Source organism: Bacillus sp. 491mf, from assembly GCF_900112415.1.
Classification (GTDB): Bacteria; Bacillota; Bacilli; order Bacillales; family Bacillaceae_G; genus Bacillus_A.
Genome location: NZ_FOLV01000012.1, coordinates 73,761 through 88,246, shown reverse-complemented (window position 1 = coordinate 88,246; position 14,486 = coordinate 73,761). Strand labels below are relative to the sequence as shown.

Annotated in this window: 15 protein-coding genes; 11 read left to right on the top strand and 4 right to left on the bottom strand. The window is 34.0% G+C overall.

Features of this window, described 5'->3' with window-relative positions; all coding sequences use genetic code 11:
- Positions 1 to 124 precede the first annotated feature (124 nt).
- Complete coding sequence (locus BM211_RS13630) at positions 125 to 889, bottom strand: alpha/beta fold hydrolase (protein ID WP_035434254.1); 765 nt, start codon at positions 887 to 889, stop codon at positions 125 to 127.
- A gap of 746 nt (positions 890 to 1,635) precedes the next feature.
- On the opposite strand from BM211_RS13630, the gene BM211_RS13625 reads away from it, so the two are divergent.
- The 4 genes from BM211_RS13625 (at position 1,636) to BM211_RS13610 (ending at position 6,104) form a co-directional block, all read left to right on the top strand.
- A complete protein-coding gene (locus tag BM211_RS13625) occupies positions 1,636 to 2,532 on the top strand; it encodes a LysR family transcriptional regulator (RefSeq protein ID WP_035434255.1) in 897 nt (298 codons plus the stop codon).
- A gap of 64 nt (positions 2,533 to 2,596) precedes the next feature.
- Positions 2,597 to 3,430, top strand: a complete 834-nt coding sequence (locus tag BM211_RS13620) for a YitT family protein (protein ID WP_035434257.1) — start codon at positions 2,597 to 2,599, stop codon at positions 3,428 to 3,430.
- 175 nt (positions 3,431 to 3,605) lie between these two features.
- Positions 3,606 to 4,613: an LCP family protein gene (locus BM211_RS13615; RefSeq protein WP_090997993.1), complete on the top strand. Its 1,008-nt coding sequence runs from the start codon at positions 3,606 to 3,608 to the stop codon at positions 4,611 to 4,613.
- Positions 4,614 to 4,808: 195 nt separating this feature from the next.
- Positions 4,809 to 6,104, top strand: a complete 1,296-nt coding sequence (locus BM211_RS13610; protein ID WP_177206939.1) for a DUF1254 domain-containing protein — start codon at positions 4,809 to 4,811, stop codon at positions 6,102 to 6,104.
- Positions 6,105 to 6,700: 596 nt separating this feature from the next.
- On the opposite strand, the gene BM211_RS13605 is transcribed toward BM211_RS13610, so the two are convergent.
- On the bottom strand, positions 6,701 to 7,312 hold the full coding sequence (locus BM211_RS13605; protein ID WP_090997987.1) for a LysE/ArgO family amino acid transporter: 612 nt from the start codon (positions 7,310 to 7,312) through the stop codon (positions 6,701 to 6,703).
- Between the two features lie 157 nt (positions 7,313 to 7,469).
- Here BM211_RS13605 and BM211_RS13600 point away from each other — a divergent pair, with 157 nt between their 5' ends.
- The 6 genes from BM211_RS13600 (at position 7,470) to BM211_RS13575 (ending at position 12,005) form a co-directional block, all read left to right on the top strand.
- Positions 7,470 to 8,921 (top strand): aminotransferase-like domain-containing protein, encoded by a 1,452-nt coding sequence (locus BM211_RS13600; RefSeq protein ID WP_090997985.1) that lies wholly within the window; start codon positions 7,470 to 7,472, stop codon positions 8,919 to 8,921.
- A gap of 13 nt (positions 8,922 to 8,934) precedes the next feature.
- Positions 8,935 to 9,102: a DUF3933 family protein gene (locus BM211_RS13595; RefSeq protein ID WP_081905001.1), complete on the top strand. Its 168-nt coding sequence runs from the start codon at positions 8,935 to 8,937 to the stop codon at positions 9,100 to 9,102.
- A gap of 242 nt (positions 9,103 to 9,344) precedes the next feature.
- Positions 9,345 to 9,848, top strand: a complete 504-nt coding sequence (locus BM211_RS13590; RefSeq protein ID WP_035438210.1) for a sigma-70 family RNA polymerase sigma factor — start codon at positions 9,345 to 9,347, stop codon at positions 9,846 to 9,848.
- Positions 9,835 to 10,857 (top strand): anti-sigma factor, encoded by a 1,023-nt coding sequence (locus BM211_RS13585; RefSeq protein WP_035438209.1) that lies wholly within the window; start codon positions 9,835 to 9,837, stop codon positions 10,855 to 10,857. Before BM211_RS13590 ends, BM211_RS13585 begins: the two co-directional genes overlap by 14 nt.
- Entirely contained in the window at positions 10,839 to 11,150 is a 312-nt protein-coding gene (locus BM211_RS13580; RefSeq protein ID WP_090997982.1) for a hypothetical protein, read from the top strand. Before BM211_RS13585 ends, BM211_RS13580 begins: the two co-directional genes overlap by 19 nt.
- 144 nt (positions 11,151 to 11,294) lie before the next feature.
- Positions 11,295 to 12,005, top strand: coding sequence for a class I SAM-dependent methyltransferase (locus BM211_RS13575; RefSeq protein ID WP_090997979.1), 711 nt, complete (start codon positions 11,295 to 11,297; stop codon positions 12,003 to 12,005).
- Positions 12,006 to 12,040: 35 nt separating this feature from the next.
- On the opposite strand, the gene BM211_RS13570 is transcribed toward BM211_RS13575, so the two are convergent.
- On the bottom strand, positions 12,041 to 12,991 hold the full coding sequence (locus tag BM211_RS13570; RefSeq protein ID WP_035438203.1) for a patatin-like phospholipase family protein: 951 nt from the start codon (positions 12,989 to 12,991) through the stop codon (positions 12,041 to 12,043).
- 95 nt (positions 12,992 to 13,086) lie between these two features.
- The gene (locus BM211_RS13565) at positions 13,087 to 13,218 is read right to left on the bottom strand and encodes a YjcZ family sporulation protein (protein ID WP_035438201.1); all 132 of its coding nucleotides are present in this window, start codon (positions 13,216 to 13,218) and stop codon (positions 13,087 to 13,089) included.
- A 242-nt stretch (positions 13,219 to 13,460) separates the two neighbouring features.
- On the opposite strand from BM211_RS13565, the gene BM211_RS13560 reads away from it, so the two are divergent.
- Positions 13,461 to 14,234, top strand: coding sequence for a YwqG family protein (locus BM211_RS13560; protein ID WP_090997977.1), 774 nt, complete (start codon positions 13,461 to 13,463; stop codon positions 14,232 to 14,234).
- The last annotated feature ends 252 nt before the right edge of the window (positions 14,235 to 14,486 follow it).

Sequence of the window (14,486 nt, the reverse complement as noted above, 5' to 3'; positions counted from 1 at the left end):
TATTTCTATATGTATACAAATTTTAAAAATATGGACTAGATAAGTATAGAAAAGTGAGACTGTAAATAAATATAATTTACATATGAGAAGAGAGTCGCGTTAGTTTGCGACTCTCTTTCATATATTATGATGATGTACGTTGTAAAAATTGAGAGTACAAATCGTAAAAATAATTTGGGCGAAAAATATTTGCAGCATGACCAGCTAATGGAATTTCTTTATATGAAACATTTGGAAGAATGGATTTCAAATCAAATAAACAAGATTTATAGAGATGATCATGTTCTCCCATTACCCATAAAATTGGTTGCGTGAGTTCTCGTAATCGGGATTTTAAATCGAATTCTAAACGATGCCGTAGTGACTCTCGAATAATAGATCTGTGTAATTGTAATCCAAATCGATAGTAAATATTTTTGGAAACGATCGCAAATGGGTTTGCTTTTAGAATGCCACTTGGAAATATAGTACTAGCATACTGATTAAGCCAAGAAGAGTACTCATTATTTCGTTTGTCCCAAAACTTTTTAAAGACATTAAATAACTTAGAGGGGTTATTGTAATGACCTCCAATATGACATAGACTCAATACTTTTTCTGGATACTTATGTGCAAATATAGTAGCAATATAGCATCCGTAGCTTAGGGCACAAATGTGAGCTTGTTGGATTCCTTCTTTTTCATATAAATCTGACAATTGATCTACTAATCGATCTAAAGAAAAATCAATGGCTTGTCCTTTGTCATCACCATGACCAAGTAAATCGTACGTGATGATGTTATAAGAAGAGGAAAATAATTTACACTCCTTTTTAAATGCACGACGATTTCCAACTAATCCATGAATGAATATAATAGTTTTTTTCTCAAAATCTTTTTTTGTTTGCAAAAGTATGCCCCTTTCAATTCTATTGTAGAAAAAATATGTTCTACTAAAATGTTGTTATTACTAGTAAGCTAAGGCACCGATTATGCTTGGAAAATTGAAATAGATGATGAATATAAATTTATATAAGTTAAGTTTTTTTGATGTTTAATAGATTGGGTATAACTAGTTTTAAGTACCAGGTAATAATAGCAGATGGTTGTGTGGTTTGTAAAGGAAACTTAATGTTAGATATATTGGAAACTAAAATATACTTCGATTTAGTAATTGCTGATGGAGAGAACATGAAGAAGTGGTTATTCACTATAGCTATCATTTTATAAAATGATAGTGAAGAGAAGTGTGTGAATATAATTACATGTTTTTTGATTAATCCATCCATCATTTTTATTAATGGTTTTAATTAAAATAATTCATTTTATTTATTTCCAATATAAATATATAATAGCGATTAGGTGAGTGTATAGGATTATTATTTAATATCTTTCGTTTTTAATTTAGATGTGAAAGATTAAGAATGTATAAAGTTTACCTATGAAGCTAACTATTTCTATGAGAATAGTTAGCTTCATAGGTGTTTGAGAAAAGGTTTTACTTTATATATTTTCTAATACCATTTTTCATTATGATGGATATGTAGTTATAACAATAAGTTGATGATACAAAAATCTTGTAATCTTTATACATACATAAACCGTAATTTATGCTATTGAAGATGAAATAATGATTGTACAACAGGAGGCATTATTATGGAGCTACGCCATTTGAAAACTTTTATTATTGTAGCGGAGAGCGGTGGATTTACACGGGCTGGAGAAAGACTCGGGTATACACAATCAACAATCACTAATCATATTCAATCTTTGGAAGAAGAAATTGGAAGCCCGTTGTTTGATCGCCTCGGAAAAAAGGTCGTTTTAACTGAAGTAGGAAAGCATATGCTTTCTTACGCACAAAAAATATTGGCATTATCAAATGAGGCACTAGAATCATCTCAATTAAACGGCAAACCATCGGGAACGATACGTATTGGGGCAAATGAGTCTTTAATGATATATCGATTACCTGTTATTTTATATGAATTTAAAAAGAAGTATCCGCATGTCCATATCATTTTACAACCATCAGAGAGCCAGGAGTTGCATAATGAATTAAAGTCAGGGAAATTTGATTTTGCTTTATTTACAAATCCAGAAAAACTAGGTGTAGATATTGTCACTCATTCACTTGTTAGAGAAGCGATTGTGCTTGTTGCTCCGCCGGGGCATCCGTTAACGAAGCAAAAAGATGTTACTCCTTCTGATTTAGAAGGAGAAATGTTATTGCTTACTGAGCCAGGAAGTTATCGAGACTTACTAGAAAAATGGATAAAAGAAGAAGGGGTTAACTGTTCGCGTATTCATTTTTGGAGTATAGAGGCAATTAAACAAACTGTAATGTGCGGGTTAGGGTTATCGTATTTACCGTTTATTACAGTTAAGGAAGAGATTGAGCGTGGAAAGTTAATCGCGCTGCCATGGAAGTACAGTGAGGATTTTGTGACAACTGAACTGGCATATCATAAAAATAAATGGTTAACTCCAGCGATGAAGAAACTAATAGAAATGATTGAGAAACATGCAGAGAACTGGAGAGAGACAATTTAGTTTCCTAAGGTGTATAGAGATTAGAAGAAAAGAAACACCTAAGAATAGACGGGAGGAAAACGTAATGAATGAACGTATGAAAGAAATTATACTTGTTGTAGTTGGATCGTTATTATTCGCGATTGGAATTAACTATTTTGCAATTCCAAACCGATTATCAGAAGGAGGAATTATCGGTCTTACGGTAATTACTTACTATTTATTTGACTGGTCTCCTGGTACTGTAAACTTAATAATGAATGCTGTTTTACTTGCAATTGGTTACAAATTTTTTGATAAGAAAACGATGGTGTATACAATTCTTGGGATTATATCTACATCTTTCTTTTTATATATTACAGAAGGTGTGGCAACTCCGGTAAATAATGATACATTATTAGCAGCTCTATTTGCAGGTGTGTTTGTTGGTATTGGTTTAGGATGTATGTTCCGTGCGGGTGGTACATCAGGCGGTTCAGCTATCATAGCTAGGTTGGCAAATCAATATTTAGGCTGGAGTGTTGGAAAAGGTGTACTCATTATCGATATCGTTGTTATTGCTGGCTCAGTATTTATTATTGGGCAAGAGAAAGCTATGTATACACTTGTAGCGGTCTTTATCGGTGCAAAGGTTATTGATTTTATTGTGGAAGGGTTAAATACAAAAACAGCAGTGACTATTATTTCAAATTATCCAGATATAATTCGAGAAGCCGTTATGCAAAATATGACACGTGGTGTAACAGTACTGGAAGGACGAGGCGGTTACACAGGAAATAATAAGGAAGTGTTATATGTTGTTATTAATAAACAAGAACTCGTTCAATTAAAACAAGTAGTGAGCCGAAAAGATCAAAATGCCTTTGTCGTTATTCATGATGTACGAGATGTATTAGGTGGTGGCTTTAAAGCAAGTTAAAAGATCTAGCCTTCAAATGATTGAAGGCTAGATCTTTTTTGTTTGGATAGCAAAAAATTATGAATGGCAAATGATAAAACCTTACAAAAACGTAAGGTTGCTGAAATATAATTCGATACAAAAAATGTTACATTTCAATTAAACTAAAAGAAGATGTTCTGAAAGGAGAAGTGAAATGAAAGCAGACATGGAAGCAACAAGTAGAAGTGAATTGAAAAAAAAACGCTCTAAAAAAAGAGTTTTTTTATGGCTTTTGATAATTTCTGTGCTGTTTCTCGTCACAGGAGGAATAGGTTACAGTTTCTTTATATATAGTAAAGCAAAAGCGGTTGTAAGTAATTCTTATGCAGAAATAAATAAATCTGATAAACGTGATACAGAGGTGGCGCCTGTAAAAGATAATATTTCTATTTTAATAATGGGTGTTGATGAAAGTGAGAAAAGAAAAAGCCAATATGGTGAAGCGGTTCGTACGGATGCGTTATTATTGGCAACGATTAATAAAAATGATAAATCGGTAAAATTAGTGAGCATTCCTCGTGATTCGCGCGTATATATACCGTCTCGAAAGAAAGTAGATAAAATTACACATGCGCACGTATTTGGTGGAGTGGAAAGTACGCGCGAAACGGTGGAACGTTTTTTAAATGTACCTGTTGATTATTATGTGAAATTTAATTTTGAATCGTTCATCAAAATAGTAGATTCACTTGGTGGAATTGATTTGGATGTGCCGGTTACTTTTACAGAACAAAATAGTAAAGACCAAGCTGGTGCCATCCATCTTGAAAAAGGGTACCAACATTTAAATGGAGAACAATCGCTTGCGCTAGCTAGAACACGGAAAATCGATAGCGATGCAATGCGTGGTCAAAGACAACAACTTGTAATTGAAACAATTATCAAAAAAGCAGTATCAGTTAATTCCATTACAAAGCTTAGTTCATTATTAGATGCAGTGGATCAAAACTTGAAAACAAACTTAACATTCAATGATATGCTAGCAATTACAAAAAATATGGCAGGAACAGACTTAAAATTAGAAAAGATACAAGTACAAGGAACAGACAAACGTATTAAAGGTATTTATTATTATCAACCAGACGAGCAAAATGTAAAAGGAATATCGAAACAATTGAATGATCATCTTGGAATTTCTGGGAAATCAGAATCTAATAAATAAGAAAAGGTTGGCTTTTTGCCAGCCTTTTCTTATTTACTATTCGGTTATAAATGCTTTTTAGAAAAACCAGCTTTGACATGATTATTTTTGCATCGCAAGCAATATATTTTTGTAGGTATAGAATGAGAAGGATAGAAAGGGTGCAAAGCAAACTCGTTTAGGAGGACATATTTGTAAAAAATGAGGAGGGGGACCATGTCCTCAATCGAAAATTTAGCTTATAGTATCGGGCTGCAAGCTTATATTTATGGATATCCCTTGTTAGTAGTAAATAGAACGAGACAACTCACCGCCCCCATAGAAAATGGATTAGTACTCAATCAATTTGTATACAAAGAAGAATTAGCGAATCCAGCTGAAAAATTCATCGTGTCTCCTAATGTAGATACTTTGTATATGTACGCTTGGTTAGATGTTTCAGGGCAACCTGTAATATTACACGTTCCGAATACGCATGATCGGTATTATACAGTGCAGTTATTAGATGCTTGGACGAACACATTCGCGAATATAGGAAGAAGAAAAACAGGTACAGCAAAAGGACGTTTCGCTATAGTTGGTCCTTATTGGAAAGGAACATTACCTTCTGAAATAATAAGAATTACAGCTCCAACAAACACTGTATGGGCTTTAGGGCGTATATTAGTGAGAGGTGATGAAGACATTTCTAGAGTTCGAGAGCTGCAGAAACAGTTTATTTTTACAACTTTAAGTGGAAATAGTCCTATAGTAAAAGAACATAAAGACAACATATTATCTACAACTGCGATAGAAGATTTATCAGCTATTGAATTTATTGAAATACTAAATAGAGAGATACGAAAGAATCCTCCTCCACTGGAAGAGCAAATGTTGTTTCAGACTTTTAAATATATTAGAATTAATCCTTTTGAATCAACTACATTTCAAAACATAAATTTAGATATTTTAAAAGGAGTGAACCGTGCGATAAAGGACGCAGCGAATATTATTAAATCTAGTAATCAATTTGTAAAAGCAAGAAATGGCTGGCTATACTCAAATAAAATTGGTGTATATGGTGCAGATTTTTTAGTAAGAGCTGTTGTTGCTTATTCGGGTCTTGGGGCGAATGTAAAGGAAGAGTCCATTTATCAAAGATCATTTATAGATGATATGGGAGAAGAATTAACCGGGAAACAGAAATATATTTTACATTTTGAAAAAGACAATCTTCCAGAAGTGGATGCGTTTTGGTCAGTAACCGTATATAATGTGGATTTTTATTTAATTAAAAATATTCTCCACCGTTATGCAATCGGAGATCGGACAAAAGGATTAACTTATAATGAAAATGGTTCTTTAGATATTTATATGCAACATGAAATGCCAAAGGGGAAAGAATCAAATTGGTTACCAGTTCCAAAAGGGAATTTCAATTTAGTTATGCGTTACTATCAACCGAATTTTCGTATTTTAAACGGAAGTTATCAAACTCCGCCTGTGAAAAAAGTTAGGCATATTTGTTTTTAAAGAAATGGTCACATTGTTAAAGAAAGTTGTTGGAAAAAATTAACTTGAAAGAATAGCTAAGAGAAACTGTTTAAATTACAAAGATTGTCTCTTAGCTATTTAAAAATTATTTTAATATGCCGCTGCTATACAGAAAACATCATGATCTGCATTTGCTTGCTCCCTTTGTTTGAACACCTCGCATGTGGTAGGAAAAGGCCATGACCGCTCCTATGTATGGCTAGATGCTCTCGTATACTCCTATAAAAAAGAAAGAGGTTTTATATCGGTTTTCTAACTTATCTGCATTTATCCCGCTATTTGTGGGCAGTAATACTCCCACCTCAAAATTCAGCGAAAGCATTGTCCAGCTCTAGCGGCTAGAATCTCCGGTCGTTTCGCCCCCTCGGACGAGGCAAAAAGTACCTCTCTGTCAGGGGCGTGGGCGTCCTGCGATTCTGAACGAGCCGCTTCCGCTTTTCTTAAGAAGTTAGGCGGGAGATAAACTGCCCGTAAAAGCCCGATTGGTGAGGGCTGATAATCAGTGGGGGATGAAGAAAACCCCCACTGATTAAAGTTTCACTTTATATCAGGATATTTTAAATAATCGAATGTAACTAAGTGAATAGTTTCACCAACATATAAAACGCAACGGTCCAAATAATCACACCAGAAATTTTATTTAATAGTTGTATTCGTTTTCCGGATGCATCAACTTTCCCCAGTATCCGTCCAGCAATCGCTAATCCGATAAACCATAGCCAAGAAACGAAAATTGTTGCGAAGGTAAATGCCCATTTTTCAGTTCCTATATATTGAATGGAATTTGTTCCAATCACTCCAATCGTATCTAAAATAGCATGTGGATTTAATAAAGAGACAGAAGCTGCAAAGACAATTTGTTTTTTTATTGAAATTGTTTGTTCTTCATTTTGGGATGAGGTAGGTTCACTTTTCCATATTGCCCATCCCATGTAAAGAAGAAAGAAAAATCCAATTGTGTAGAGTGCAGTTGTTAACCAAGAAAATGTTAATAGTACAAGAGATACGCCTTGTACAGCAACTAAAATTAAAATAGTGTCACAGATTGCCGCCGTGATAACAACTGGAGCAGCTTTAAATAATGTAGATTGACTGGCACCTTGATTAAAAACAAACACATTTTGTACACCTAAAGGTATAATAAGTCCAAATGCAAGAATGATGCCGTGAAGAAATGCTTCACTCATTTTTTCACCTCCTATTTAAAAGCGTTTTTTGGTGCAATAATTACTTATTGGTGTCTAGTATATAAAGTGAAATATCAATTGTATCCATCCATATGGATGGATGATGACCCAACCAAAGTATATACTGTAATTGTAGAAATAAAATTGGAGTGATATTATGGAACAGCTTGATTGGAAACCTAATACTTTGTCTCCAATTCCTTTATATAAGCAAATTGAAGACTATATAAAAGAGAAAATTGCAAATGGAGAGTGGACAATCGGTACGAAATTACCGTCTCAACGAACGTTAGCAGATGCCTTTAAAGTGAACAGAAGTACAATTGTTACTGCATTAGATGAATTAGCTGCTCAAGGATTAATTGAAGGAAAAGGAAGACAAGGAACGAGAGTAATAAATAACACATGGGGGCTATTAACTTCTTCGGCACCTCTGAATTGGAGTTCATATGTTGATACTGGAATGCATTATCCTAATTTACCTACAATTCGAGAAATTAACCGAGCAGAGTTTGATCCCAATATCATTCGATTAGGAACAGGTGAACTTTCGTCAGAACTTTTGCCGCAAGAGAAAACAAAATATATTATGAATATACTTTCGAAGCAGAGTTTACCTTTAGGGTATGAAGAACCAAAAGGGGATATTTTACTACGCGAGCAGCTAGCAAAGTATTTACAAACATTAGGGATACAGGCGTCAACATCAGCTATTTTAGTTGTTTCTGGCGGTATACAGGCTTTGCAGTTAATTTCTATGGGGCTATTACAAAAAGGAGCAACAATTCTAGTAGAAAAACCTTCTTACTTATATTCACTTAATATTTTTCAGTCAGCAGGGATGCGTTTAATTGGTATTCCGATGGATCAAGATGGAATACAACCAACACTTATCTCAAAATATACAAAGCAATTTGATAGCTCACTGCTTTATACGATTCCTTCTTTTCATAATCCAACTGGGACTTTGATGAATCATGAGAGAAGAAAGGGGGTTGTAGAAACTTGTAATGAAATTGGTCTACCTATAGTAGAAGATGGAGTGTATCAAGATTTGTGGTTCGGATCTCCATCTTCAAAGCCATTAAAGGCATATGATAGAAGTGGGAGTGTACTTTACATTGGAAGTATGTCTAAGACAATTAGTCCAGGATTGAGAATTGGCTGGATTGTAGGACCAGAGGCCGTTATTAATCGATTAGCAGATATTAAAATGCAAACAGATTATGGATCAAGTTCTTTGTCACAACGAGTTGTTGCTGAGTGGTTTTTAAGTGGATTGTACGAAGAACATTTAGATTGTACCCGGCGACAGTTACAAATGCGTAGAGATATTGCATTACATGCATTGGAAAAACATTTTGCGCATATTGCAACATGGAATATACCAGAAGGCGGTTTTTACATCTGGTTACATATAAATTTGAGATTTTCTATGCAAAAACTATTTTATAAAGCATTACAAGAAGGCATTTTACTGAATCCAGGCAATTTGTATGATCGGCACGCTGAGCAACATTTGCGAATTTCATACTCTTATGCATCACTACACGATATTGAAAAAGGAATTGAAAAGCTTGCTCGAATTATACAAGAAATAAAACAATAAAAGGAGAATGAAAATGAGACGCTATGTCATTTGCCAAGTGATAAATGGAACAAAATATTTAGCTGCTTATGCAGAAACAAAGCAAGAAGCGATTGAAAAAGCAGAACTGTTAGGGTTAAGAACGGGAGCGCGTTATATTGTTATTACGGAGGAAGAAGCAGAGGGATTGCAATATCCGTAAAGGGATGGTAGCTATTATGGCTACCATTTTTATATTTGTGTGTAGTAAGACTCCTATGTTGAAAGGAGAAGGGAACAATTGTCCGTACAATCCTTATTAACGAAAGCGTCCTTGCCTCTATGTACATATTTTTTGATAGTATAATAGATAGTTATTATTTGGAAGGTTACGTATATAATTTTTTGTATTTTCTGCAACTTTTTAAAGTGTAAGAACGTGTTATATGTGAAAGGGGGATGGAATTGGCGATTGAGAAAATATATAAGCTGTATATAAATGATGTATACCGCTATTTGTATTCTCTTTCTCGTAGTCATCATGTGGCAGAAGATCTTGTCCAAGAAACATTTTACCGAGCTTATTTGTATCTAGAAGATTACGAAAATCAAAACGTAAAGTCTTGGTTGTTTAAAGTGGCGTATCATACTTTTGTCGACTATATAAGGAAAGAGAAAAGGGTATCTTGTGTAGGGGAAAGCTTATTAGAGACATTACAGGCAAGTGATTCGACTGAGGAATATGTTGTGGCGAAAAATAGTTATGAAAAGCTTATTGGATTTATTCATACACTACCAATTATGGAAGCACAGTGCATTTTGTTATGTGATGTGCATCAGTTAACGTATGAAGAGGGAGCTTCTGTACTTGATATAAAGTTAAATACATATAGAAGCCATGTGTTTCGAGGGAGAAAAAAACTTCAGAAATTAATAGAGGGGGAGAATAGTCACAATGACAAAAGATAGACCGCCTTCTGAGCAAGAAGGATATAAAGAATTCTTAAATGAAGCACTTCAGCAAACGGTAACACCTCTTGCAGAGGAAAAACAAGACCAAGCGTTGAAAAAAGGAAGAAGTCGAGCAAGATTTACAAATATATGCTTAGTTCTTACGTTCTTATTATGTATCCAACCGATTTTGTATATTGCAACGATGATTTACTATAATTTTAGTTCAACAAATGCTTCAGAAATTCGTGAAGTAACAAAACAAACGTTAAGTATTACTGAGCCAAATGTTTATATGAAGGAAAGATACATGAAACAAAAATTGTTGCCATTTAGCTTGCAATTACAGTTTGATCTATCTAAAAGAGTGGGAAAGAAAGATGTTCGTATCGGAACAGAAAATATACATTTTCTATTTAGTGTGCCAACAAAAGTAAATCGAAATTATTCAATCGATGAACCAATTCCAGAAGTGCAGTATGAAGATAATGAAGTGCTGTTTCATCCAGATAATTATTATACATCGTATAACAGTGGAAACGAACGAGAGGTATTACAAGGCCTACCGAAAGAATCTGTTGTAGAAGTGTATGTGTCTTTTCGTGAGTTACTTAGTATTAAAACGGTTAATGAAACTTTTAAAAATGTAGATGTTGTCTGGTATGCGGTAGATACAGGGTTAGAAAAAGAACGAGGAAAGCATGATGGATATTACGTTACTCCAATTGGTTTTCCAGCAGACAGCATTGCAAATCTTGAGGGCCCTTTTTCGAATGAAGTACCTCATGAAAAACAGTTTGTTACTATTTTGAAATCATTACAGAAACATGAGAAGTTAGCAGGGGAAATTGCACGAGCGAAAACGCTAGAATTACCAAAGCGCATTGCTTATATTGAAAAGAATGGAATTAAATCGTATGGAGCGGTAGTTACTGGACCGAAGGAAGAAATTGAAAAAATATTAGAAAATGAATATGTGAGAAAGTGGAAAGTGGGTGAAACAAGATTATGGAATTGGCATTCTTAAGAAAACGAAAAACAGGCATATATAAACAAGAAACGTGGTTAGGAACATTTTCCTTGTTGCTAGCGTTAATCACTTTATTGTATATAAATATTACTATGATGCTAGAGGATGTATTTATAGGAGAATATGCCTATGTGATGATACTAGTTGGATTAGTGTTTTCAGTAACAGGAATGATTACAAAACAAAAGAGTCGGAAACGTGCGATATGGGCGTTTAGTTTATATGCGTTTATGTTTATATTTATCTTTTTCTCATTTATGTTAGCTTGGATGATAAACCCAATGCCATGATATTGCTTAGTAGGCTTGGATATTTGTTTTCTTCAGTGAAAATGAATTAGAAACTATGAATAAATTTTTTTGTATGAAGAGAAATTGAATTTTGATGGAGATATTATATATCCATAGAAGAATAAATGCCGAAGGAGGAGAAAAATGAACCGAATTCAACATATAAGACAGAAGGAAAAAGAATATCACGAGCAGTGTTATGCTAATCATAAGTTATTTGAAGAAGGGTCATGGCTATATAAGCCAGTTTCGGATGTAATTGAGATGATGAATTTATTTCAAGACCGACAAAGTGTTACTGCACTGGATTTAGGATGTGGGGTCGGCAGAAACAGCATACCGATTGCGCAAAGAATGAAAGCAGGGAAAGTGGTATGTGTAGATTTGCTTTCTTTTGCATTGCACCAATTGCAGCAATATAGTGGTGATTTTCATGTTGCAGATCGGATTCAAACAGTAGAAAGTGCGATAGAAGATTATCCAATAACGGTGAATGAATACGATTATATTGTCGCGGTATCTAGTTTAGAGCATGTATCCTCCAAAACTGCGTTGGAAGAAATATTGCATAATATGAAAATTGGGACGAAAGATAAAGGAGCTAATTATATTGTAATAAATTCTAGTGTGGAAGAAATTGATATGAACACGCATGTAAGATTGGACCCTTTATTTGAAGTAAATCTTTCAACAGAAGAAATGCTTTGTATGCTACAAAAGATATATAGAGGGTGGGAAGAATTACATGTAGTAGTAAAGCCACTAGAGTATCAGATTGTTAGGGATGAACAGCCTGTTTTATTAAAGACAAAAGCAGTTACTTTTTGTGTAAGAAAAAAGGCTGAAAGTGAATAAGTAAGTTTTAAATGGAAGAGGATGAATTAACAATTTTACGGTTGGTTTTGGTTATTTGAATCAGAAGAATCACGACGGTATCGGTGTATATATTGATTAAAATTCCAAGAGCTTAGAAATTTTTCAGCTGCTTGATAACCAGAATGATAAAGCCATTCTTTTTCTTCATCACTTAAATTGAAGTTGGTACTCGTAATGTTCCCAGTAGGGATTTTAATTGTGCGTGCCCTTGTTTCTGTATTGAGATAGCGTAAATCGTGGGCTTGCATCATTGTTTTAAATAGCCCTTTAAACATAGAAATAGGTTCTTCATAGTGCACAGGTTCAGCTTGAATTTCGTCTTTCACAAAATGAAATCCAAAGGTAGGCCAGCGTGGAATGTTTGGTGCGTCGAAAATCCATATCGGATAATTACTGAGAATACCTCCGTCAAGCATATAGCAAGGGTTCTTCCACTTAGGAGTTTTCCATTTTACAGGTTGAAAAAAGAAAGGAATCGTACTGCTCATTCTTACTGCTTTGGCAATAGAAAATTTTTTGTTTGAAAAGCCATATTGTGGTAAATCGTCAGGGAAAATTACCATATTACCATTGCTAATATCTGAAGCAATAATTTTTAAACCGCCCTGGTTAGGTAAGTCACTAAAACAATAGACGCCCTTTTTTGATAATAAATTCTCTAACCATTGTTCTATAAAGTCATTTTTATATATACCCATGTTGAACCATACATTTACTCCTTTTCCGATAAGAGGAATTTTCCCTAGCCATGTTTTTGTTAGAAAGTTGGGGTAATTAGCGTTATTTATGATTATTTTTAATTCTTTTCCTGTATAGCCGCATGCAAGCAGTGCGGCTATTATAGCACCGGCTGATGTACCAGCAACTCGCTCCCATTCATAACCGTGTTCTTCTAATGTACAAATTGCTCCAACATGTGCAATTCCTCGAACGCCGCCTCCTTCAAAGACACCGTCTATTTTCATAAAGGTTCCTCCCTTCAATGTATTATTTATAAAGTAAACGAAAATAAAAAAGCACGATAAACGCGTGCTTTTTTATAATAGTTGTTAAAGGTTACTTAGCAGACAAAGCCGCCCCAACAGCTAGCTCCAATGATGATCAGAAGGATAAATAAAACGATTAATAAAGCAAAACCGCCAAATCCACAACCGCCAAATCCTCCACAACCGTAACCATATCCATAACCCATATTTATTTCCTCCTTAATATAAAAATTTGGGTAAACAAAGTGGAAAGTATGAAGATGTCTTACAAAGGATGATAAGTTTGCATGTTTGTAGGAACACTGTATATTATGTCTTAGAAAGGTTTTTCGATTATAATGAACAAGCCCTTTTTTTTAATGGGCAGTAGAGATAGATGGGAAAATGAAAGAAGATTTATAAAATATCATGATATGATGTAGATAATCATGTAGAAGAAGGGGTTTGTTTGATGAAACATATTGAATCATTAATTGAAAAGTATCACTTAAATCATATAAAGGATGAATTGTTAATGGCGGCGTTTGAATGTATAAAAGTAGTGCCATCACAAGAAGCGATATTACCGATAGGGTGTTCAAAAATGGGGGGATCACCTGATTTACCAGCAGAGTTAGCATACCCTACTTATAAAGGAAACCCTCTTCACTTTGTTGCTCAGTTTAATTTAGCTGAAATTCAAGCTGTAGGTATAAAAAATGATTTGCCTGAAAAGGGAATGTTATATTTCTTTTATTTTGCTGATGAAAAGCAGGAAGGTTTTTATGAAGTGTATGGAAATTCGAACGTAAAAGAAGGCTGGCGTGTTTTATATTATGAAGGAACAATAGAGGAATTACAAAAAACGCATCAAATGAAAGAGCAATATTCTCAGTGTAGAATTACATTTGAAAAGGTGCAAAAACTTCCTGAGTTATTTATTGAAAACGAAGACGATTCAGACCGTTTCTTACAACTATTAGAGGAATTAATACCGGATCACTATGACAATCATCAAATTTTTGGTACACCATTTTCCGTTCAAACAGAAGTATTTGAAGAAGCGCAGGAATTTATGAATGTGCATCATAGGGAGATGACATTGTTATTTCAAGTAGATTCTGATGAGCAACATTTGAACATGATGTGGGGAGATATGGGAATGTTATATTTCTGTATTGCAAACGAAGATATAAAGCAACGCCGTTTTGAAAATGTTTGTTGTATTTTACAAAGTTTATAAGTTGAAGAAGAAGCAGTTTCACGTGTGAACAGAAATTGCTTTTCTAATTGTATTGAGTTGATTAGATCATACAGGTTTAATATAAACTCGAATAAATAGTTTAATAATGTTTGAATTACTAATAAGCACATAGATTTTTAGGTGATATCAACAGTTTCTGGTTGTCTAACCTTATTTTTATGTGGATTTCTTTCAAAAATGCGTTAAAATATAAAAAGTGTATTTCCTTTTTTAATAAAACTCAAATTTATA